This window comes from Paenibacillus sp. O199, from assembly GCF_001636635.1.
Lineage (GTDB): Bacteria > Bacillota > Bacilli > Paenibacillales > Paenibacillaceae > Paenibacillus > Paenibacillus marchantiae.
Genome location: NZ_LGRP01000003.1, coordinates 237,928 through 259,879 on the forward strand (window position 1 = coordinate 237,928; position 21,952 = coordinate 259,879).

The window sequence follows — 21,952 nt, forward strand, 5'->3', positions numbered from 1 at the left end:
AAGGAAAAGCTAAAGACTACTACAGAAGCTACTACAAGGCAACTTAATGGGGAAATAGACCAAGAAATGAAAAAGATATTTCAAGGATAATATTGGTAATCAAGATAAGGCTAGTTTCAAAATCTATATTAGTATAGAAATTGAACATTCCCTTCACCAATAATGGTAGAGGGAATGTTCAAAACAAATCAAGCCTACAGATAGATATCTTGTTCGTTTTCGATTAGATGTCCGATCGTGGATTCAACTCGCTCTAATGGATCGTGATTACGGAGATTACCAAAGTCAAGACCAGTCAGGCCTTCAATTAAGGATACTTTTAATTGGAAGGTTTTAAATGCTCCGGGCACATCTGCCTCCAGATCGTTCATGAATTGCTTCTGAGATACTAGGTATGCCGTTGCAGATAATTCCCCATCATCTTTTACAACCACGACTACCTTCCAAAATATCCTCTGGAATTTTCACTCCACGGTAAACAATATCGTTTTCGCGAAATACAGGACCAGTGAAGACAGATGCTTCTCGTTTATTATTCCTCACATGATTAAGTAGATAATCTTCTAATCCTAACCATAGATCCTTACCTTGATTAAAATTTTTATGTTGAGGTGAGCAGTTGGTGAAATGAAAGGTATCCTCGTTTGCTTGGTGGCTATCATTTCCCCAGATTGGATCTCTTCTTCTGACCAGGTGGCCTCTATCTATGTTATTATCTTTGTACAACTCATTGCCGCATTGGTAGCGCTGATCAATTCTGGGATCGAAACGCCAGCTGACTCTTTCATGATCTCTCAGTTCATTCCCGTCGATATTCACAACGGTATAATAAGCTAATATTACAAGTGAGAGGAAGAAGTATAGAAGTAAGCGTACCTCAATGGAACGAAATTGAACAAATAAGAGAGCATGAAAGAGATTTGTGAAGGAAATAATAATGGTACTACTATTAGCGGTGAATCAATTTTGGAATTGGAATAACAGAACTTTTGTCCGAGGGAGTACTTTTGTGCTCCCTAAATTTCGAAATAAACTTACTGTTACAGACAGCGGGGTTAACTGTATCATAAGCAGAGGCAAGTTTTGGAGTCAATAAAAGAAGCCCGTTCTTTCAGAGCTTTTGAAAAATATATAAGAGGAGGCCACTCATTTGAAAGCACTTGTATTTAATAAATTCGGAGGACCGGAAGTACTAGAATATCTTGAAATTTCGGATCCAGTTATCGGGCCTGACGAAATATTAGTAAGGATGCAAGCCATCGGATTGAATTTTGCAGATATTTATAGAAGGAAAGGAAACTATCATCTTACTGGGAACTCCCCGTTTATTTTAGGTTATGAAGGGGCAGGAGTCGTTGAAAAAACAGGAGCTAATGTCCAAGGAATCAGCGTTGGCGACCCTATTGCATTTGCAGATGTCCCCCATGCTAACGCAGAAAAAGTGGCTGTTCCTATAGAAAAGGCAATTCCTCTTCCAGAGACCATTTCATTTGATAAGGCGGCTTCTGTTTTACTGCAAGGGTTGACTGCCCACTATTTAACAAAAGATAGTTATACGGTTAAGGAGAATGATGTAATTCTAGTTCATGCCGCAGCAGGGGGCGTTGGACAGTTGCTTGTTCAAATTGCAAAGCTCTTCGGTGGAAGGGTCATTGGTTTAACCTCCTCGATGGAGAAGGCGTCGGCAGTTAAAAACTCTGGAGGGAATCAGGTTTTTTTGTACTCGGATGATTGGAAGAGAAAAGTCATGGAGGAGACAAACGGAAAAGGTGTGGATGTTGTCTATGACTCAGTAGGCTCCACGCTCGAAGATAGTTTTGCAGTCACTCGCATTGGGGGGACGGTTGTATTTTATGGAATGGCAGGGGGAGACCCTGCTCCAGTTGACCCAAGGATGTTGATGGATACGTCAAAAACTTTGACTGGTGGCGATCTTTGGAATTTCCTTACTTCCCGCGAGGAACGGGCAACCCGTTCAGCCGAGTTGTTCCGCTGGATCGAAGAGGGGAAAATAACGGTATCCGAGCCTACGGTATTTGCACTACGAGATGGAAGAAAAGCGCATCAATTTCTGGAAAGCCGCAAAAGCACGGGGAAAATCTTATTAAGACCATAAAAATCGTATGAATCTAACCAAGTCTCAAGTAGGGCAGATTATCCCTTTGTATTTGGCTAAAGAAAAAAGCCCCTCACCTTGTCGGTGAAGGGGACTGCGACTGCAAGACACTGAATAAAATTTAAGAGAAACTAGGTATGCGGAACCTGTATACTTAGTTTCTCTTTTTTTATTCATCAAAAGAAGGAGAACACTCATTTAAGTCAGCTTAATTCTAGGATTGATCGCAACGAACGAACCATGTCGAGGGACAAGAACATATTCCCATTGAAGTCGCTAATTTAGCGGCTTTTTTAGTTTATAGGTACAAGTTCTTGTCCCGAGCCAAGGACAAGAACTTGTACCGATTGCCGGAATGGACAAGAACATAGTCCGATTAACGATTAGATGGGTATCTAAGTATTAGACACATGTAGATTTTCTTAGTATCAAAATACATAATAAAAATGTCACGCTAGAGATAAAGTACTTAATTTCAAGAATTGGGATTGGAATAAACAGAAATCTAGAAGTCCTTGGAGATAATGAAAGGAGAGACAGTGAATGTACAGTTATGAAGAGTTTATTGAGGATTTAAATCTTGGACATGAAGTCGAGTTTGACTTAAACGATTTCCACTTTTTAATCAGTTATAATGAAGATGGATGGTATTGCGTTAAACAAAATGAAGAAGTTCAACTTAGATATAACTCTGTAGAACAGTTAATATCAAAATCCAAAATTGAGGGCAAAACAATAAAGGAGTTATGGAACCATATTATCGTGACTAGTATATTTTGATAATTCTCTAGAGAAATAACATATTCCGTTGAGAATCGCTATTTTTTCAGCGCCTTTTTTTGTTTTATCGGTACAAGTTTTTGTCCCGAAGCAAGGACAAGAACTTGTACCGATTGCCGAAATGGACAAGAACATGTTCCCATACCGATTAGGTATGTAAAATATCGTTATTTTGCCCGTCAATCCATTAAACTAACGGGCAGGTTAGTTTAGTTACTTATGTGAAAGGATCGTGCAATTTTTTCGTAGAAATAAGCAAGTCCTTATTTGTATTATTTGCGATACTGTAACAGACCGTTGCAGTATTACAGACAATTAAGGAGGAACATAGATGAACACAATGAAAGCCTTACAGGTATTTGCAAAAGGGGAACCTATGCAATTGGTGGTAATTCCTATTCCAGTACCACAGGAAGGACAAGTCCTATTGCGGGTTGAAGCATCGTTCTGATGGTTCTGCTGGCGCTTGTCTGTGTTGTGCCTTTGCTTAATGTTATTGCGCTATCATTAAGCTCAACCGAAGCAGGGATGTTTAGCCCAATGGGGAATAATGAAACCTTATTAGCCATGAAGCTGTTGTTTAGCAAAGACCGGAAAAGCTTATCGAAAGGAGATTGTTCGCATGATCGAAATTCCCTTGTTCAGGCGAGAAATTTCATGAGATCGTTATGGATTAACAAGGAATTCATGGAGAGTAATAAACAAAAGGGGCATTCATCCATTTGTCGTTCTGAGGCCGGCCTTATGGCTGGCCTTTCAGGTATTTAGGGTAGCGTTATACTGATTTGTATTCTGTCATTACGTTTATCTGGTGCGGAATTCCTGTGGAGTACAACCATAGTGCTTTTTAAAGATTTTAATGAAATGCGGAGGAGCCAAAAATCCGAGCTCCTTGCTGACATCTGCAATTTTCAAGTCGGTGTTTAACAGGAAATATGAAGCGCGCTTCATACGTAAATGATACAAATAATCTCCTATGGTTTCTCCGGTAACTGTTTTATATACCTTGGAAAGATACACTGGATGAAGGCCAACATGTTCTGCGATCATCTGCAGTGAGATGCCCTCAGCAAGGTGCTCCTGAATATACGTCCTGACATTTGAAGTAATTTGCTCATGGGCATTCTTCAATTGATGAGAGGTCTTTTTCCGACGCAGATCAATCATTTTCTCTGCCCATATATATATTCGTTGGCTGGATAATTGGCTTTTCTTTCTGATTAGAACATCAAACTCTTCGCCAAGAAGCTCCTCAACCGTTGCTTCCTGTGACTTAAAGGATATGGAAAACGTAGAAGACAGATAGAGCAGAACCATAAATAATTGATCATGCGAAAGCTCTCTTCTGGCATCATTCAAAAATAATATTCTGGCAATTTTGCTGACCGCCTCGTCCCAGTTCCCCGATTCCAGCAGATTGGGCAACAAAGGGGGCTCGTGCAGATTAATCAAATTTTGTTGTTCATGAGATTCGGTGTCTTTTTTGTCTAAAGTAATGAAATAACTTTTGTTTTCGCCAACATTGCGGTTGATGGCAGACACGGAAGCCATGTACAGCTCTGATACAGATTCAGGAAAGGCATGCTCTTTACTCAAACATATCGATACTGCACCCTTCAGGAACTTTTGTACATTATTTTGCAGTCTGATCGCATAGGAATCTACCGAGTCGAGTACGTTACGGTCATTATTTTTTATCAGGAACACAAGGTAACCCTGATCCGTAATGCAGTGCCATAATTTAAAAGGATTCTGAAATACCTCTTCCGTTATATTGGAGACGGCGTACTCTAACAGCGATAAAGATCGGAGATCATAGCCGGAGAATTCTTCCTCCATTCGAATGACCATCATCTTGAACGGATCGGCCGATCTAAACGGGAGATTCAGCATACCCAGCCGCTCTGCAAGAATGTGATCGCTCATGGCTTTGTTCTGAAGAAGATCATTGAGAAGCTGGTTCCGAAGCAATGGCGAATTGGCGTGAAGGGCATGCTGTATTTGTTGAAAAGAGCTGATTTCTTCCCATTCGTGCTCGATATCTTGTATCGCAGCCGTTACGGAATGAATCAATTCATCGGTATCAATCGGCTTGAGAAGATAGTTCGTTGCCTGATACTGGACTGCTTTTTGGGCATATTCAAATTCATCGTGACCCGATAAAATAATACAACGTATTTTATGAGAAAACTTTCTAATCTCCAAAATCAGTTCAAGACCATCCATCTCAGGCATACGAATATCCGTAATCATAATATCAATCGCGTGTTTGGACGCAATGTCCAAAGCTTCAGCGGCAGAATATGCTCTGTGTACTTCCTGGATGCTGTGTTCTTCCCAGGGGATGGTCAATGCCAGGCTATCAACTACTGATTTCTCGTCATCCACAATTAATAAATCGTACATAGTTTTTCCCCCTCTCACAACAAAGTTGACTGTACCACTTATTGTAGAGTGGAGGTGGACTCATTTCAATGGATGAGCACTCCAATCACCTCCGATCTTAAGATAACGATACTCATCTTTAGATATCCTTATCATTCAGATTGCGTTATGCAACCTTAAGAAAGAGATATTTCAATCATTTTTTCTTTCCCGTAGTATAGACATGAAAGCTTAAACGCGCGGTGGGACATACAAGGATCTGCTGTTCATGAGGAGACCTGCCGGGAGATGAAGGAGTGTATAGAAGATGAATCGTGACATCAAACAACTGGTAAAGCAATTAACCTTGACTGAAAAAGCCGAGTTATGCTCAGGAAGTACGTTCTGGACTACACAAGCTGTAGAAAGGTTAGGAATTCCTTCGATCATGATGACAGATGGTCCTCATGGATTGCGTAAGCAAGCAGGCGAGTCAGATCATCTGGGTTTGAACGAGAGTGTTCCTTCAACCTGTTTTCCTTCAGCCGTTGGCCTGGCCAGTTCATGGAATCGTGACCTTGTTCAACTTGTAGGAGCGACGATCGGAAAAGAAGCACAGGCAGAAAATGTAGCCATTCTGCTCGGCCCAGGGGCAAATATCAAGCGTTCCCCACTTTGCGGACGCAACTTCGAATATTTCTCCGAAGACCCCTATCTGACTGGAGAACTGGCCGCTGCTCATATCACAGGTGTTCAGAGTCAGGGAGTCGGAACGTCTCTGAAGCACTTTGCGGTAAACAACCAGGAGCATCGCCGCATGACGACAGATGCCATTTTGGATGAACGGACATTAAGAGAAATCTATTTGACCGGATTCGAGAAAGCAGTCAAACAATCACAGCCATGGACGGTTATGTCTTCATATAATAAGGTCAATGGAACGTATGCTTCCCAGCATGAGTACTTACTCACTACTATCCTGAAGGAAGAATGGGGTCATGAAGGTTTTGTTGTCACGGATTGGTCTGCGGTGAGTGAAATTGCGCCAAGTATCGCAGCGGGGCTGGAGCTTGAGATGCCCTCGTCCAACGGTGAAGGCCCAAAACAAATTATTGATGCAGTGAACTGTGGTGAGTTATCCGAAGAGAAGCTGGATCGGGCAGTGGCAAGACTGCTGGGCATCATTTTCAAAACGGTGGATAACAGCCGTCCCGATACCACTTACGACCAGGAACAACATCATCAGATTGCCAGAGAAGCAGCAAGTGAAACGATGGTTCTATTAAAAAATGAACATCAAATTCTCCCGCTAAAAAAACAAGGCAACATTGCTGTCATCGGAGAGTTAGCGGACAAAGTTAGATATCAAGGCGGGGGCAGTTCCCATATCAAACCAACCAAGCTGGATAGTGCCTTTGAACAGATGGTCCAGCTAGCTGGATCTGACGCAACAATAACATATAAGTCGGGTTACAACCTCAACTCTGATGAGAGTGCTCCGACTTTGGTAGCCGAAGCAGTTGAATCCGCAAGAGCAGCTGATGTCGCCGTGTTGTTCATTGGTCTGCCAGACCGCTATGAGTCCGAGGGATATGATCGAGAACATCTGGATATTCCGGTGAACCAGCAGGAACTTATAACAGCCGTTGCTGCTGTCCAGCCTAACGTGGTGGTTGTGCTCAGCAATGGCTCACCTATTGTTATGCCTTGGCTTAACAATGCAAAAGCTGTACTTGAAGCGTACCTGGGTGGACAGGCTGCAGGAGGAGCAATCGCTGATCTGTTATTCGGAGAAGTTAATCCCAGTGGGAAGCTCGCAGAGACTTTCCCGCAATCCTTAAAGCATAATCCATCTTCGCTGTTCTTCCCTGGTGATGGGGATCGGGTCGAATATAGAGAAGGCATTTATGTGGGTTATCGCTATTATGACGGCAAAGATATTGAACCTTTATTCCCCTTCGGTTATGGTTTGAGCTATACTCAATTTGAGTATTCACAGCTGAACGCAAGCCAAACGGAATTCAAGGATACAGATATAATCACTGTTACGGTTAACGTGAAAAACATAGGGCAACGGTATGGTCAAGAAGTGGTACAACTATATGTTCATGATCGGCAGACAACCGTTAGCCGTCCTGAAAAAGAACTGAAAGGTTTCGCCAAGGTTTCTCTTGAGCCGGATGAAGAGAAGACTGTTACTTTTACTTTAGATAAACGAAGCTTTGCGTATTACAATATTGACTTGAAGGATTGGCATGTTGAGAGTGGTGAGTATGATCTCCTGATCGGTTCTTCATCTCGTCAAATCATCCTGCAAAAGACCGTTCATGTAGAATCGACTTCACCTGAAATCATTCCAGTCTACGACCGTAACACAGCCCTGGGAGAATTACTCTCTAATCCGAAAACCATGGCTGTACTGGGACAATTGCACGGATTTGCTCCACAAGGTGCTGAAAATGCCCACTCAGATGCAGTCTCTTCAGAGATGATTCAAGCATCCATGCGTTATATGCCACTGCGAGCTCTTATTCCTTTTACGGGGGGAGCACTTACAGAAGAGTTACTCTCACAGCTTCTTGCAGGCTTGAATGCAGCCGTGCGCCAGTAAAGAGTAGATGAACTAAAAAGCAGTAGACAAAGTGGAATCGTCCATAAGAATGACTTATGGGCGATTTTCTTATACTATTATTACATAGCAAGTTAATGATGTACGAAAGGGCATGCACTAAAGTACATATAACCCATAGACAATCCGTAATATAATGACTGGATGAGAGGTGATTCCATGAAAAATATGTCCAACCACCCCGGCTTCCTTCAATCAAGTATGGATGAGGATTATGACAAGATTACGTCCTCCCGTCTTCCCATTATCATATGGACCGTACTGGTGACCATCGTCACTGTCGCATTACAAACTATGTCTGTTCCCCTCCTGGTGCCCACCTTGTTTTTTATAATGATTATGGTCATTCACATGTATCTATACTGGCGTGTGAACGATATTATCAACCGTTCCAGAGCACTGTATCTAATGATCCAGGGAAGCCTTATTTTTGGGAGCTCGATCATCATGCCCGATGGGCTTCCCGTCATACTTATTGGCTTGATTCCTGTATTAATAGGGCAAAGCGTAGCTATTTTTTTTGAAACCAAAAAGGTGGTTTTTGTAGCTTTTGTGCTGTATCTTTTCTTTTGCCTGATCACCTTGTGGATCAAGAATGTACAGGATCTTGCATTGTTTATCCCGTTACTTATGCTTATGATTGTCGTTGTTATGGCGTATGCGCTCCTTTACTATCGGCAGGTTAATGCCAGGGTTCGTACGCAGACATTTCTGCGTGATCTGGAACTGACCCACCAGAAGGTGGAAGAGCTGACGCTGGCCAACGAGCGTCAACGAATGGCAAGGGATCTGCATGATACGTTGGCTCAGGGGCAAGCCGGACTAATTATGCAATTGGAAGCGATAGACGCATATCTGAGCCGAGGGAACATCGACCGAGCTCATGAGATTGTTCTGTCATCCATGGGACAGGCCAGACAGACACTGGGCGATGCGAGAAAAGCGATTGACGATCTAAGAACCCGAGCTACACCTGCCGTCAACTTTAACGAGGCGATTCATGATCAACTGCAACGCTTTAGATTAGCGACAGGAGTTGATGTCAATTTGGAATTTAACATAAAATCTGTTCTGTCCGGAGCTAAAATGGAGCATGTATTGCATATGTTGAGTGAAACACTGACCAACGTGGCACGTCATGCGCAGGCCAGTAGTGTATCCGTAAACATTTGGGATAATCATCAACAATTTCACATGGTTATTAAGGATAATGGAAGAGGTTTTAACATTGGAAAAATTGGTAAAGAGACAGGACATTACGGCCTGATCGGTATTCATGAGCGTGCTAGGCTTATAGGCGGGCAAATTCATATTGAGAGCAACAATGAAGGTACTACAATAGAGCTGTCTGTACCTGTATAGTATGGGAGGGGAAATAATGAAGCATAAAGTTCTGATTGTAGATGATCATTGGGTTGTACGTGAGGGCATGAAATTAATCCTGGGGACCGATGACAACTACGATGTTGTCGGAGAAGCCGAGGAAGGAAACGCAGCGTTGGAACAGATGGAAGCGCTGAAACCAGACGTCATTCTGATGGATCTGAATATGCCCGGAGGATTGAGTGGACTGGATACTTTGAAGATCATGAACGAAAAAAACATACAGATTCCCGTAATTATTTTGACCACATATAATGAGGACGAACTTATGATCAATGGGCTGCGATTGGGAGCCAAAGGATATTTACTTAAGGATACAAGCAGAGAGAATTTGTTCCGCACACTGGAGTCTGCTCTGCGTGGGGAGACACTGCTGCAGCCTGAAATAACCGCCAGAGTATTTGCATATCGGGACGAGTCCGCGGTAGAAGAGAAACCGAAAAACGCACTATCGTTGACTGAGAAGGAATTAATCATTCTTCAGGCAGTGGCCCGGGGCCTTCGCAGCAAAGACATTGCTTTTGATATGGGTATGGCGGAACGAACCGTTAAGGCACAGTTGACCAATATCTATAACAAACTGGGCGTAGATTCACGTTCGGAAGCTGTCGCTGTATCCGTGGAAAAGGGCATCTTACATTTGTAAATACATTTTAAATTGATATATTATTTTCCATATCAATGGTCAGCGAGTACTAAAAGCGCCCTTTGGTGCTTCCCAAACGTACATCAAGGGCATGCCCTTATGTACGTTTTTTCTTGTTCAGTTTTAGATATGATGAATTCACGAGGTTGTCCAACATCAAGATAGCCCAGATTTGTAGCAAAGAAGGGAGACGTCAAAAGAATATGGCAAAATTATTATTTCGACTCGGTGAGTGGTCGGTAAGAAAAAGGAAAATGGTAATCGCAGGAGGTTTGATGCTTTTACTGCTTGTGGCCGCCTTGGGTCTTGGCTTGGGAACGTCCTTTACAGGAGAGATGACCATTCCGGGAACCAAATCGGAACAGGCTGGAATAATATTGAATGAAGAATTTCCATCCTCCGGTGATGGTGGACAGATCAGGTTAGTGTTCAAGTCTGAAAAGGCAACACTGGAATCGGAATCGAACAAAAAATGGATTACAGAAGCATTAAAAGTGGTTCAATCGGATTCATCGGTAACATCTATCGTCAGTCCGTATGACGCCGGTACGTTAAGTGCAGACAAGAAGATTGGTTATGCTGATGTTACATACAGTCAGCCAGCCAATGAAGTAACAGAGAATTCCAAAGAACATGTTCTTGGTGTTGTAGAGAGACTGCAGGATCGTGGAATTCAAACGGAACTTGCAGGGAGTGTAGCTTTTTCTGAGCTTGAGATAGGAGGTACTTCTGAAGTCATCGGGGTTCTGATTGCGTTCATGATCCTTGCTTTCACATTCACATCGTTTCTCGCAGCAGGATTACCGATCCTAACCGCAGTTGTAGGACTCGGTATAGGAATGATGATTATCGTCATTGGCTCAAATGTAGTTTCTATGGCTTCATTCTCCATTACACTGGCTGTTATGCTGGCCTTGGCTGTAGGGATCGACTATGCTCTGTTCATCATGTCCAGGTATCGTCAACAACTGGCAGCAGGATTTGAGCGAAATACAGCCATTGCTCAAGCCAATGCAACAGCAGGTAGCTCCGTTGTCTTTGCAGGAATAACCGTTATTATCGCCCTGGTCGGTCTGTCAGTAGTACAGATTCCATTTATAACCATGATGGGATTGGCGGCAGCTGTAAGTGTATTCGTAGCAGTATTAATTGCTGTCATTTTTGTTCCTGCCGTATTGGCAGTTGCAGGAGATCGAATTAGTCCGGCACGGGAGAACAAATGGCTGCGGAAATGGTCTGGTCCCAAAAAAGCAGAGGGAACAGAGAATCGTTGGGGCAAGATTGTAACGCGCAAACCTTGGCTCACTGCCATCCTGTGCATCGTTTTATTGACCGTTTGTACAATTCCATTCCTGCATATGCAACTTGGTCTGCCGGATAGCGGATTAAAATCCACGGAGACAACCGAGCGTCGAGGGTATGACCTGCTTGCAGAAGGCTTTGGAGAAGGATTTAATGGTCAACTGGTTGTAGTTGCTAGAACAGCAAAAACGGAAGATCCACAAGCGGATATTGCCAAAGCAACTTCATATATCAAAAATCTGCCTGATGTGGCAAGTGTCTATCCTTTAATTCCGAGTCCTTCCGGGAAGGCCGCAATCATTACGGTGTTACCCGAGACGGGTCCTCATGATATCAAAACGACTGAATTGGTTCAATCTATTCGTGAAGAAGCGGAACAGGTGATGAAAGATAATAACGTCGAAATTATGGTTACCGGGGGAACGGCAGTCAATATTGATATCTCCGAGAAACTCGATGAAGCATTGCCGAAATTTGCAATATTGATTGTAGGTCTCGCCTTCGTGTTGCTCATGCTGGTTTTTCGATCCATTCTGGTTCCAATCAAAGCCGTACTTGGATTCCTGTTCACCCTTGGATCAACCCTGGGCGTCATCGTTTTGGTCATTCAAGATGGCTATCTGGCAAATTTATTTGGCATTCCCGAACCAGGGCCGGTACTGAGCTTCCTGCCAATTCTGGTTACAGGTATTCTCTTCGGACTTGCTATGGACTACGAAGTATTTTTGGTAAGCCGCATGAGAGAGGATTATAACCATACGGGAGATGCAGTGAAATCAATACGAAGTGGTATTACTCATAGTGGTCCTGTTGTAACTGCCGCAGGATTGATTATGATCGCCGTCTTTGCGAGCTTTATCTTTGCCGGAGATGCCATGATCAAATCCATGGGACTCGCACTTGCCTTTGGTATTTTGGTAGATGCATTCATCGTTCGGATGACGCTTGTCCCGGCGGTGATGACCCTGTTAGGGCGAAGCGCCTGGTATTTGCCGAAGTGGCTGGATCGAATTCTTCCTAATATTGATGTGGAGGGAGAATCCGTGATGAAGGATACTCATTCTATCGATACCTCCATTTCATCGAAAAAAGATGAAGAATCGGAAAGTTCAACTTTGATGAGTAAAGAGAAATCAGGTTAGGGGGAGGCGTAGCATGTCGAAAGTACGCATTTTTGCAGATAGTATCTCGGATGTCCCACAGGATTGGATGGACCAATATAATATCGGAATTGTACCTTTATATATTGTTTTTCAGGACACGTCCTATGTTGATCGAAAAGAAATCAATGCAAAAGACATGTACAATTTGGTTGAGATATACGACCAATTGCCGAAGACAGCTGCACCTCCGCCTGCAGATTTCATTCAAGTGTTCCGTCCGGTCATCGAGAACGGAGAGGATATACTGTTTATCAGTATGTCCTCTCATCTATCATCGACGTATCAGAACGCCATGGTGGCGGCAAGAGAGTTCCCCGCAGGACGGGTAACGGTTGTAGATTCACTGAATGTATCCGCCGGGACAGCCATGAATGTACTTTTAGCAACGGAAATGGCTTCAGAAGGAAAAAGTGCCCTTGCGATCGCCGAATGGCTTGAGACAGCGCGGCATGAAATCCAGTTAAATGTGCTCGTTGATAATCTCGATTATCTTCACAAGGGAGGCAGGGTTAGCAGCATTCAACATATGCTAGGAAGTATGCTTCGAATTCGTCCCATTTTATATGTTAGACATGGAAAGGTTCTTTCCGGAGTGAAATACAGGGGAAGCAAGGAGAGAATTGTTAAGAAACTTTTACAGGATATTTTGAGCCATATCCATCGCATTGATCACGACCAGATTATTATTGCCCAGACACTGGAAGAGGAAACTGCGGAGTGGATACGCAACATGATTCTAGAAGAGACCTCTGTTCGCAATGTACACATCATCGAAGGCGGCTGCTCCATATGCTCTCACAGTGGTCCTCATAGTCTGGCAATCAGTTTTATCCTGAAGTCGGAGCCTCTTGTTCAGGCTCTCAAATGATCAAGGAACAGTTTTTTTAGGATATTGAACTGCTGCACTTCATTTACTTGGGTCTGGAATGCATCAATACCGTTCAACATCGCCATCTTTTTGGAAAAGTTTCCAAACACATTAATCATGGTATTAATGGTTTCACGAGTATTGCCATCCGTCCGCAAGGACCCGTCCTGTTCACCAAGTTCCGCAAGCTCGGTAAACAGGGTAATCAATTTATTATAATTGGCCTGATAGATTTCCATATCGTCCAGAGGAAGCTTCGACATGGAGACGTAACATTCGAATGCCTCAATTAATTTCGAGTTCCGTTGATGTTCCGCCTGTTGGAAGAAAATAAGTGTATCAAAGATTCTTTCCAGCTTGTCATAACAGGTTCCTTGATCGTGTAGAATGCCCTCGAACACTTCGATCTCGGATTGAACAATTTCGGAAGCGACCGCAACAATTAACTGTTCTTTTTTGGGGAAATAACGGAATATGGTAGCGACGCCCAAGCTCGCCTCAGCGGCGATCTCCTGCATCGTTGCTTGTTCGAAACCTTTATTGAAAAAAACGATTTGAGCTGCTTCAATAATACTTGTGCGCCGCTTCAATTTTAGATCGCTGCGCTCGTTTTCAAGCCTTTGCCGGGGTTCTATTGGAAAAACCTCCTTGTTCGATTTAACTCAGACTATGCTAACAAACATGACACTTTTCTGTCAATTAAAAATCAATAATGCCTCATACATCAAAATTCAAGTGATGTATGAGGCATTTTGTATAGACTTTATTATTCAAGTTCTCGATCATTTGTGGGAAGGGACCAGTGAATTCTCACCCGCATACCGCCGAGTGGACTTTGATCCAATTGGATACCTGAATGAACAGGATCATGAATACGCAGACGTTCAGTGATGTTCCACAGGGCACAACCTATGGTATCTACAGGAGGTTCGGCAAGTCTAACCATAAGGGAGTTGATCTCGTCAAGTGTCATCCCTGTTCCATCATCTTCAACAGTAAGAAGGATACCTCGTTCGGTCCGTTCTACCTTAACCTGTATATAACCTGAATCACGCTTCATTTCAATTCCGTGGATAATACTGTTTTCCACCAGAGGCTGGACAAGCAGCTTTGGAATTGGAATAGAACTGAGATCATCGGGCAGTTCGATATGATAGGAGAGTCGTTCCATACGCAGACATTGAATTTCAAGATAATTCCGGACGATACCCAGTTCTTTTTCCAAACGGGTCATTGGTTCATTCAGGCGGGTCGTATATCTGAAATACTCCGCAAGATTCTGGGTCATGGCCGTAACGGCTTCCTCGTTGCCAAGTCGCGTCATGTTATTGATGAAAAACAGGCAATTATAAAGGAAATGCGGATTGATTTGAGCCTGCAACTGCTTGAGCACAGCTTCTCGTGCTATGATTTTTTCTTTATATACTTTCTCGATCAAGTCTTCGATCTGTTCGGCCATGTCATTGAACTGTCCATACAAATAATCAAATTCATTGCCGCTCTGCCTCTTAATCCGATAAGAGAATTCAGCATGCTTCAGCAGTCGAACTCCCTTCAGAAGAACCAGTATAGGAATCTGAACTTTCCGAAAGAGAACAATGATAATTGTCAACCCTGCCATAAATAGCATTACACAGGCGGAGTAGAACCAGATTTGGCTGGTTTTAATGGGTTGCAACACCTTATCCAGAGGCATAAAGTCAATAAGATACCATTCAAGTTGTTGCGAATAAACATAGTTGACGATATAGTCAGAACCGTTAACGGAGACTGTCTCGGTACCGGAAGCAGGCTTAAGATTAGTGACGACTTGGTCTAAAATAAGGGAGGTCAAGGGATTTGCGTTTTTGCGAGTAATGGATCCCTGATTCGGATGATAGAATACGGCCTCATTCTCTCCCTGATGTGAGTTTTCTACAAGTTCCTCCAGATTGCCCCGAGGGAACTCCATTCGCATAATTAGCTCGGAATTCGTCTTGTATTTATAAAATGCCCCTGAAACAGGATCGATTTTCCACCCTGACTGTGGTGAATCATTCTCAGGAGACTGCATCTGATTTTCCGAAGATACAATCCATTGATTGAGGAGGATGGAGTAGATGGATATTTTGTTACTCCATCCTTCCGAAAGACTTTGAAGTTTCACTCTGGCCTCAACATTCTGAATGAGCTGAACTTGCTCAAATGCACTCATGACGTCGATCGATTGAAGGAGAGCAATTGTATTATCCGTTTCCAGTGTAATGGCAAGCATATTTAACCGATCTATGTTCTGGTCGAGTGTATTTACTACAAATTGAACCCGATTAAGGTTGTTGGCCTCAATATCTTTTTTGACTGTATCCAAGCTGGACTGGACAGAGAAGGTGTACATGATTAATACTGCTGCAAGCATAATCAAAGTAATTGCCACCATGTTCAGGAATGTTCTGTACTTCTGCTTCACACCGCTATTCCCCCTGCCAATGATGTAAATATATCTCATTGTAGGGCGACCAAAGGAGAAACACAAGTGAAACAAAGAGTAATAGAAGCGTAAGTTAAGATTGAATTATGGAATGTTGAAATAGCGTTATTTCGATCCCATAGTTGTCACGATATGATTAAGATGAAATAGATGAAGGAGAATTTTGAATATGAGCTGGAGGAAAAAATCCCTGCTTCTGTCCGTCCTTTGTTTGGCTCTATTGACGGCATGTGATGAAACAACTCCTCAACAGGAATCTGTTAAACATGAAGTCGTCCTAACCACCGTGAAGATGGATGAACCAACCACCGTATACAAAAACAGCGAAACGGCGTCCGATAACGTACATATACGTTGGGCCAAGAAGACATTGGGGGTGGATATTCGCACACAATGGAGTGCTCCGGTGGAGGATTACGATATGAAGCTTAGATTAATTTTGTCTTCCGATGACCCACTTCCTGATGTATTTTCATCTAAAGTCATGGATACGACGAATCAGTTCCTGACTTCAGGAAAGGTATTGGATGCGGGAGAAGCCTTTGATCAATACGCCTCTCCCACCTGGAAAGCGGCTATGGCAGAAGTTCCTGAAGCCTGGCAACCGTTCATTGAAAATGGTAAAAGAATGGCGATCCCCATTATTACTGAACAAGCTTCACAAGCTGTACTATGGATCCGTAAAGATTGGCTGGATAAACTGGGACTTGAAGCCCCGCGTAATCTGGATGAACTCGAACAAATCATGAAAGCCTTTACTTATGATGATCCGGATGGGAATGGGTTAAAAGATACCTACGGCATTGATTTTGCCATCAAGGATCAGTATCTGGCTTCCCCAACAGGAGATATCTCATGGGTATTCGGGGCTTATGGAGCCCTTCCTGAAATATGGGGTGAAGATGGAAAGGGACAGTTGATGTACGGCAGCATTCAACCGGAGATCAAAAAAGCACTGTTGAGACTGAGATCATGGCAAAGCAAAGGATATATGGGAAACAACGTTGCATTACAAGATTTCAGTCAAGTTAACGAAAACGTAATTGCCGGCAAGGTCGGAATTGTTGCAGGACCACGATGGTTTGCTGACTATCCGGTGAAGCAGCTCATAGCTAGAGATTCTCAAGCAGAATTTATTCCTAATCCGATACCAACGGGTCCTGATGGAACAGCAGGGAGACTGGCGGGCAATTCTTACAGTGCTGCTCTCCTTATTAGCAAAGACATTTCTGAAGAAGCGTTACAGGCATTTTTTAAATACCAGAACTATTTATATGAAGCAACTGTAACCGATGATCCGTTCTTTCTTAGCGCCTATCAAAACGGGTATGACTATGTTCTGAAACAGGATGGATCTATTAACAGTGAGAGCAGTACAATTCCAGGAGGAAAAGTAAATACCTCCAAATATACATTGTTTAGCCAATATGCAAGCTACCCCTCACGATTTAAAGACGCCATTTTAAAACTAGGCAAGGGTGAACAACTGAATGCTTATGATCGAGCCGTCTTTTTCAGCATGGGGGTAGACCCGAACAACCCGGATGAGTTGCCGGTTACACAGGCAGACGTTGTTGAGGCGACTCAGGAAAAAATAGACCAACGAAACCTGTTTCAAGGACCGGCGACGAAAATAATGCGATCAAGGAACACCTATCTGCAAAAGATGGAGTTGGATACCTTTAATTCTATTATTTATGGCGAGCAGCCTATAGAGGCTTTTGATGATTTTGTTAAGAAATGGCTCAAATCTGGCGGAAAACAAATGACGGACGAAGTGAACGAGTGGTACAGGTCAATCCAATCTCAATAATGCAGAACAAAGTTGTGAGAACGTATTCAACGATAATGGAGGGTAAAGTCATGAAAATCACAAATTTAAAAACAAATCATGTATCCAATCCGTTAGGATTCGCAATAGAATATCCAAGCTTGTCTTATGTTGTTACGGAGACTACGGCAACTAAACAGATTGCTGCACAAATAGAAATAGCGCTGGATGAAGCCTTCATTAACATCGTTTTTGACAGTGGTAAAAAAGAGGACATTGATTCACTCGCATATATACCGTCTCTGACGTTAGCTCCAAGGACCCGATATTACTGGAGAGTACGGGTTTGGAACGAACGTGGTGAAGATGCCATCAGTGAGACAGCTTGGTTTGAAACCGCAAAGCAGGAAGAGGCGTGGACAGCTCAGTGGATCACCCCTGAACTGGACAGTTCAGTCCATCCTGTCTTGAAAAGAAGTTTCGAAATTGCGGGTTCAGTGGTACAAGCCCGTGCCTACGTATGTGGTCTGGGTGTTTACGAGATGACGCTTAATGGCGCCAAGGTTGGAGATGAATATTTGGCTCCCCATTATAATGCCTATCACAAATGGTTGCAGTATCAGACCTACGATATTACAGATATGCTACAGCTTGGTACAAACACGGTTGATGTAGGCCTCGGGAACGGTTGGTACAAAGGTCGCTTTGGCTTTGAAGGCGATACAACAGGGGAGCTGTATGGAGACCATTTTGCACTGATTTCCGAAATCATTATTACCTATACAGATGGTACCGAAGTCGTGTTTAAAACAGATACGTCCTGGCGAGCTACCCGCTCCCCGGTGTTGGATAGTAACATCTATGATGGAGAAATTTATGATGCTACTCTGGATGTTTCTGAGGAATATCCAGTCAAAGAAACGAATCTAGGCTACGAGCGTCTGATGGCTAGAAAGAGTCTCCCCGTTGTGATCAAGGAAACATTAAAACCGATCGAGGTCCTCACCACCCCAGCTGGGGAGACCGTCATTGATATGGGACAAAACATGGTCGGCTGGCTACAATTTCGCACTCAGGCACCGCGTGGATCAGTCATTCATTTACAATATGGCGAAGTACTTCAGGATGGTAATTTCTATCGGGAGAATCTTAGATCGGCCAAGGCGGAATATACGTATACATCAGATGGCAATGAAGCCATCATTCGACCCTACTTTACCTTCTACGGCTTCAGATATATCAAAGTAGAGGGTTGGATTGGTAAGTTGGACTTGGACGATTTTACAGGATGTGTTGTTTACTCGGATATGGACCGCATCGGATATTTGGAGACAAGCCATTCAGGAATCAACCGTCTATATGAGAATGCACTATGGGGTCAAAAAGGAAATTTCCTGGATACACCTACAGATTGTCCGCAACGGGATGAACGAATGGGCTGGACAGGTGATGCACAGGTCTTCTCTGGTACTGCTAATTTCAACATGGATACCTATGCTTTCTTCAGTAAGTATGGTTATGATCTATGGATGGAACAGGAAGATCGGGAAGGTATGGTACCCATGGTGATCCCCGTTGGCCGAGTGCAAGGCGGTGGGTCTAGTGCTTGGGGCGATGCAGCCACCATTATTCCATGGAACAGTTACGTTCACTCTGGAGATAAGGGTATTCTTGAGCAACAATTTGACAGCATGAAGGCATGGGTGGACTTCATCAAACGTACCGATGATGAATCAGGCGGCAAACGGTTATGGACAGTAGGTTTCCATTTTGGTGACTGGCTTGCACTGGATGGGGGTAATCCCGATTCTCCAATGGGGGGAACGGATAATCATTTTGTGGCTTCAGCGTATTACGCTTATTCAGCAGATATTGTAGCGAAGGCAGCCAAAGTTCTGGGACATGGAGACCTCGTGGAGACCTATGCGCAACTGGCACTAGAGGTTAGAGCAGCGATAAAGGATGAATTCTTTACCAGCAATGGACGTCTCGCTGTAGATACGCAGACGGCATATGCGGTTGCCTTGTTTATGAATCTGGTGCCAGAACAACACACTCCGCGGATTGAGGAAGACATCCGCATGCGTCTGCGCAAAGACCAGAACCATTTGCGAACAGGCTTTGTCGGAACACCCTATCTGAACCGGGTTCTGTCAGAGCATGGAAGCAACGACATTGCATACACACTGCTGCTGAATGATGATTATCCAAGCTGGCTGTATGCGGTCAATATGGGGGCGACAACGATCTGGGAACGCTGGAACTCTATTCTTCCGGATGGGAAAATCAGCGGAGATGGCATGAACTCGCTCAATCATTATGCTTATGGAGCGGTTGCAGAATGGATGTATCGGAATATGGCAGGAATCAATCCCGTCGAGGATAATCCAGGATTCCGTCATGCTTTACTGGCACCTCTACCTGATTTCAGAATCCAATGGGTTAAAGCTCATGTAGATACGGCAGCAGGACGGTATAAGAGCGAATGGAAATTCAACGAGCAAGGGAATCTGTTCTTCAGCTTCTCCATACCGTTCAATGCAACAGCTACGATAAAACTACCACATGCTCAAATGGAGAATGTGACCCTGAACGGTGTTATCCTTACAGATTCCGGATTACCTGTCACACAGGAAGAAGAGAATACCATAATTGAAGTGAGTAGTGGTACGTATGAAGTAAGCTATGCTCCATCCAAAGTATACAAGAAAATTCTTAGCACACACACTCCACTCAATGACTTGCTTCGTAATGAGGGAGGCCGCGAAGCTTTAAGCGGATTTTCACCAGTTTTTGCTACGTTGAATCCAGAAACCATTGGACCAATGGGAGAAGCGAGTATACGTGAATTGGCCAGTTATCCATCCTTCAGCGCACCTGAAGAACAGTTGGATGAACTTGATCGCAAGTTGGCGATGGTTCAGCTTGACCAGTGAGTGTAGCAGGGTACGTAAGATTACAAAATTTGAAAGTCGTATTCGGTAATGATAGAATCAATATTGTATTGATATACAAACTATCATATATTCGGGAGGCGTTGTAATGTTTACCAATGGCAACAAGGGACATTCGAAGTCGGGAGTTGATTTTCTTGATCAATCGTTTATAAATAATCCCTTTCCGGTCTACAAGGAGCTGCGAAACGAAGATCCGGTGCATCGGTTTCCTTTGCCCAGTGGTCACTTTGCATGGATGATTACTCGCTACGAAGACGCCGTTGAGATTTTTCAGGATAAACGCTTTGTGACGAATCCTCCGTTCATGGGAAATGTTGAGGGGGCAGCTCCGCCACATCAAGAGATCATTTCTCGTAATTTGCTTAGTGTGAATCCGGAGGATCACCGCCGTCTACGGAGATTGATACAGAAAGCTTTTACACCCCGTATGATTGAGCGCCTGCGCGGTAGAATTGTAGAAATAAGCGATGAATTGCTTGACAAGGTACTGGCGAGTGGAAAAAGGGAACTGGATCTGATCGAAGATTATGCTTTTCCCCTTCCGATCATGGTTATATGTGAAATGTTGGGGGTTCCTCTAGAGGATCAGGACAAATTCCAGGAGTGGTCCAATACCATCATGGAGGGATTCAACAATCCACATATGAACGAGAAGAGCGATGAGGTCATGAAGGCATTCGTAGACTATCTGCATGTGTTGATCACAGAAAGACGCCAACATCTTCAGGAAGACCTGATTAGCGACCTCATCAGCGTGGAGGAGGAGGGAGATGTTCTTTCGGAGCAGGAACTATATGCCCTTGTCTTCGTTCTAATCATTGCAGGCCATGAAACAACCGTGAATCTGATCGGGAACGGTATGCTGGCGTTGCTTGATAACCCGGAGCAGAAGCAATTGCTCTTGAATGATCCTGAATTGATTCATCCAGCCCTGGAGGAGATCCTTCGGTATAACGGACCGGCAGAAGTGAGCAACATACGCTGGGCTACTGAAGATGTAGAGTATGGCGGAAAACATATTCGACAAGGGGATATGCTCTTTGTTTCGTTTTCGTCTGCAAATCGTGATCCACAGCAGTTCCCCGAGCCGGATACGTTTGATATTACACGTAAGGTGAATAATCATATTGCCTTTGGAAAGGGCATACATTTCTGTCTTGGAGCACCCTTAGCGAGACTAGAAGGGGAGATTGCTATTCATGCGTTACTGCGTAAAATGCCTGATATTCGTCTGAACACAACAGAGGAATCATTGGAATGGCGCCAAGGCATGATTATTCGCGGATTAAAAGACTTCCCGGTTTCGTTCTGATTTACATTAAATGATAAACGTACTTATTCATATTGAATGAAGAGAAGCCACAATTATCGTGGCTTCTTTTTTTATAAGGTACTCACCTCCGATATTGTATTTGGATTACGTTATTTCATCTTAACAACGCGTTATATCCGTATTCCTGTATGGATCTTACAATATAAGTATGAAAGCGGATTCATTACGTATCC

General features: G+C 43.5%; 16 protein-coding genes. 11 read left to right on the plus strand and 5 right to left on the minus strand.

The genetic code is table 11. The features are described from left to right. Nucleotides 1-194: 194 nt before the first annotated feature. Together A6049_RS34475 and A6049_RS34480 are read right to left on the minus strand one after the other, a co-directional pair. Nucleotides 195-434: a DNA/RNA non-specific endonuclease gene (locus tag A6049_RS34475; RefSeq protein ID WP_063563798.1), complete on the minus strand. Its 240-nt coding sequence runs from the start codon at nucleotides 432-434 to the stop codon at nucleotides 195-197. Next, on the minus strand, nucleotides 418-819 hold the full coding sequence (locus A6049_RS34480) for a DNA/RNA non-specific endonuclease (protein WP_342671811.1): 402 nt from the start codon (nucleotides 817-819) through the stop codon (nucleotides 418-420). The genes A6049_RS34475 and A6049_RS34480 overlap by 17 nt, the downstream gene beginning before the upstream one ends. A gap of 331 nt (nucleotides 820-1,150) precedes the next feature. Between A6049_RS34480 and A6049_RS06230 the strand changes: the two genes are divergently transcribed. The 3 genes from A6049_RS06230 (at nucleotide 1,151) to A6049_RS06240 (ending at nucleotide 3,664) form a co-directional block, all read left to right on the plus strand. Continuing rightward, the gene (locus tag A6049_RS06230; RefSeq protein ID WP_063563800.1) at nucleotides 1,151-2,116 is read left to right on the plus strand and encodes a quinone oxidoreductase family protein; all 966 of its coding nucleotides are present in this window, start codon (nucleotides 1,151-1,153) and stop codon (nucleotides 2,114-2,116) included. 543 nt (nucleotides 2,117-2,659) lie between these two features. Further along, nucleotides 2,660-2,896, plus strand: coding sequence for a hypothetical protein (locus tag A6049_RS06235; RefSeq protein ID WP_063563801.1), 237 nt, complete (start codon nucleotides 2,660-2,662; stop codon nucleotides 2,894-2,896). A 450-nt stretch (nucleotides 2,897-3,346) separates the two neighbouring features. After that, nucleotides 3,347-3,664, plus strand: a complete 318-nt coding sequence (locus A6049_RS06240; protein WP_063563802.1) for a hypothetical protein — start codon at nucleotides 3,347-3,349, stop codon at nucleotides 3,662-3,664. Nucleotides 3,665-3,700: 36 nt separating this feature from the next. Here the strand turns inward: A6049_RS06240 and A6049_RS06245 are convergent, their stop codons facing one another. Beyond that, nucleotides 3,701-5,302 (minus strand): response regulator, encoded by a 1,602-nt coding sequence (locus tag A6049_RS06245; RefSeq protein ID WP_063563803.1) that lies wholly within the window; start codon nucleotides 5,300-5,302, stop codon nucleotides 3,701-3,703. 286 nt (nucleotides 5,303-5,588) lie between these two features. Here A6049_RS06245 and A6049_RS06250 point away from each other — a divergent pair, with 286 nt between their 5' ends. The 5 genes from A6049_RS06250 (at nucleotide 5,589) to A6049_RS06270 (ending at nucleotide 13,251) form a co-directional block, all read left to right on the plus strand. Then, the gene (locus A6049_RS06250) at nucleotides 5,589-7,871 is read left to right on the plus strand and encodes a beta-glucosidase family protein (protein ID WP_063563804.1); all 2,283 of its coding nucleotides are present in this window, start codon (nucleotides 5,589-5,591) and stop codon (nucleotides 7,869-7,871) included. Nucleotides 7,872-8,048: 177 nt separating this feature from the next. Beyond that, complete coding sequence (locus A6049_RS06255) at nucleotides 8,049-9,251, plus strand: sensor histidine kinase (protein ID WP_063563805.1); 1,203 nt, start codon at nucleotides 8,049-8,051, stop codon at nucleotides 9,249-9,251. Between the two features lie 16 nt (nucleotides 9,252-9,267). Then, nucleotides 9,268-9,918, plus strand: coding sequence for a response regulator (locus A6049_RS06260; protein ID WP_063563806.1), 651 nt, complete (start codon nucleotides 9,268-9,270; stop codon nucleotides 9,916-9,918). Between the two features lie 203 nt (nucleotides 9,919-10,121). Beyond that, nucleotides 10,122-12,362: an MMPL family transporter gene (locus A6049_RS06265; protein ID WP_063563807.1), complete on the plus strand. Its 2,241-nt coding sequence runs from the start codon at nucleotides 10,122-10,124 to the stop codon at nucleotides 12,360-12,362. Between the two features lie 13 nt (nucleotides 12,363-12,375). Continuing rightward, nucleotides 12,376-13,251 (plus strand): DegV family protein, encoded by an 876-nt coding sequence (locus A6049_RS06270; RefSeq protein ID WP_063563808.1) that lies wholly within the window; start codon nucleotides 12,376-12,378, stop codon nucleotides 13,249-13,251. Here A6049_RS06270 and A6049_RS06275 read toward each other — a convergent pair. Then, nucleotides 13,236-13,841 carry a TetR/AcrR family transcriptional regulator gene (locus A6049_RS06275; protein WP_063563809.1) on the minus strand — a complete coding sequence of 202 codons (606 nt, stop codon included), beginning with the start codon at nucleotides 13,839-13,841 and terminating at the stop codon, nucleotides 13,236-13,238. The genes A6049_RS06270 and A6049_RS06275 overlap by 16 nt on opposite strands. 176 nt (nucleotides 13,842-14,017) lie before the next feature. Next, nucleotides 14,018-15,697 (minus strand): sensor histidine kinase, encoded by a 1,680-nt coding sequence (locus A6049_RS06280; protein WP_063563810.1) that lies wholly within the window; start codon nucleotides 15,695-15,697, stop codon nucleotides 14,018-14,020. A 190-nt stretch (nucleotides 15,698-15,887) separates the two neighbouring features. Here A6049_RS06280 and A6049_RS06285 point away from each other — a divergent pair, with 190 nt between their 5' ends. The 3 genes from A6049_RS06285 to A6049_RS06295 all read left to right on the plus strand — a co-directional run bounded on the left by A6049_RS06285 (nucleotide 15,888) and on the right by A6049_RS06295 (nucleotide 21,758). Beyond that, on the plus strand, nucleotides 15,888-17,531 hold the full coding sequence (locus tag A6049_RS06285; RefSeq protein ID WP_063563811.1) for a type 2 periplasmic-binding domain-containing protein: 1,644 nt from the start codon (nucleotides 15,888-15,890) through the stop codon (nucleotides 17,529-17,531). A 50-nt stretch (nucleotides 17,532-17,581) separates the two neighbouring features. Beyond that, complete coding sequence (locus tag A6049_RS06290) at nucleotides 17,582-20,425, plus strand: alpha-L-rhamnosidase (protein ID WP_063563812.1); 2,844 nt, start codon at nucleotides 17,582-17,584, stop codon at nucleotides 20,423-20,425. 106 nt (nucleotides 20,426-20,531) lie between these two features. Next, a complete protein-coding gene (locus A6049_RS06295) occupies nucleotides 20,532-21,758 on the plus strand; it encodes a cytochrome P450 family protein (protein WP_063563813.1) in 1,227 nt (408 codons plus the stop codon). Nucleotides 21,759-21,952 lie beyond the last annotated feature (194 nt).

Coding starts and splice junctions, on each gene's coding strand:
- A6049_RS06235 (WP_063563801.1), top strand. CDS start 2,660: ATGTACAGTTATGAAGAGTTTATTGAGGATTTAAATCTTGGACATGAA.
- A6049_RS06270 (WP_063563808.1), top strand. CDS start 12,376: ATGTCGAAAGTACGCATTTTTGCAGATAGTATCTCGGATGTCCCACAG.
- A6049_RS06285 (WP_063563811.1), top strand. CDS start 15,888: ATGAGCTGGAGGAAAAAATCCCTGCTTCTGTCCGTCCTTTGTTTGGCT.
- A6049_RS06240 (WP_063563802.1), top strand. CDS start 3,347: ATGGTTCTGCTGGCGCTTGTCTGTGTTGTGCCTTTGCTTAATGTTATT.
- A6049_RS06250 (WP_063563804.1), top strand. CDS start 5,589: ATGAATCGTGACATCAAACAACTGGTAAAGCAATTAACCTTGACTGAA.
- A6049_RS06295 (WP_063563813.1), top strand. CDS start 20,532: ATGTTTACCAATGGCAACAAGGGACATTCGAAGTCGGGAGTTGATTTT.
- A6049_RS06255 (WP_063563805.1), top strand. CDS start 8,049: ATGAAAAATATGTCCAACCACCCCGGCTTCCTTCAATCAAGTATGGAT.
- A6049_RS06290 (WP_063563812.1), top strand. CDS start 17,582: ATGAAAATCACAAATTTAAAAACAAATCATGTATCCAATCCGTTAGGA.
- A6049_RS06265 (WP_063563807.1), top strand. CDS start 10,122: ATGGCAAAATTATTATTTCGACTCGGTGAGTGGTCGGTAAGAAAAAGG.
- A6049_RS06260 (WP_063563806.1), top strand. CDS start 9,268: ATGAAGCATAAAGTTCTGATTGTAGATGATCATTGGGTTGTACGTGAG.
- A6049_RS06245 (WP_063563803.1), bottom strand. CDS start 5,302: ATGTACGATTTATTAATTGTGGATGACGAGAAATCAGTAGTTGATAGC.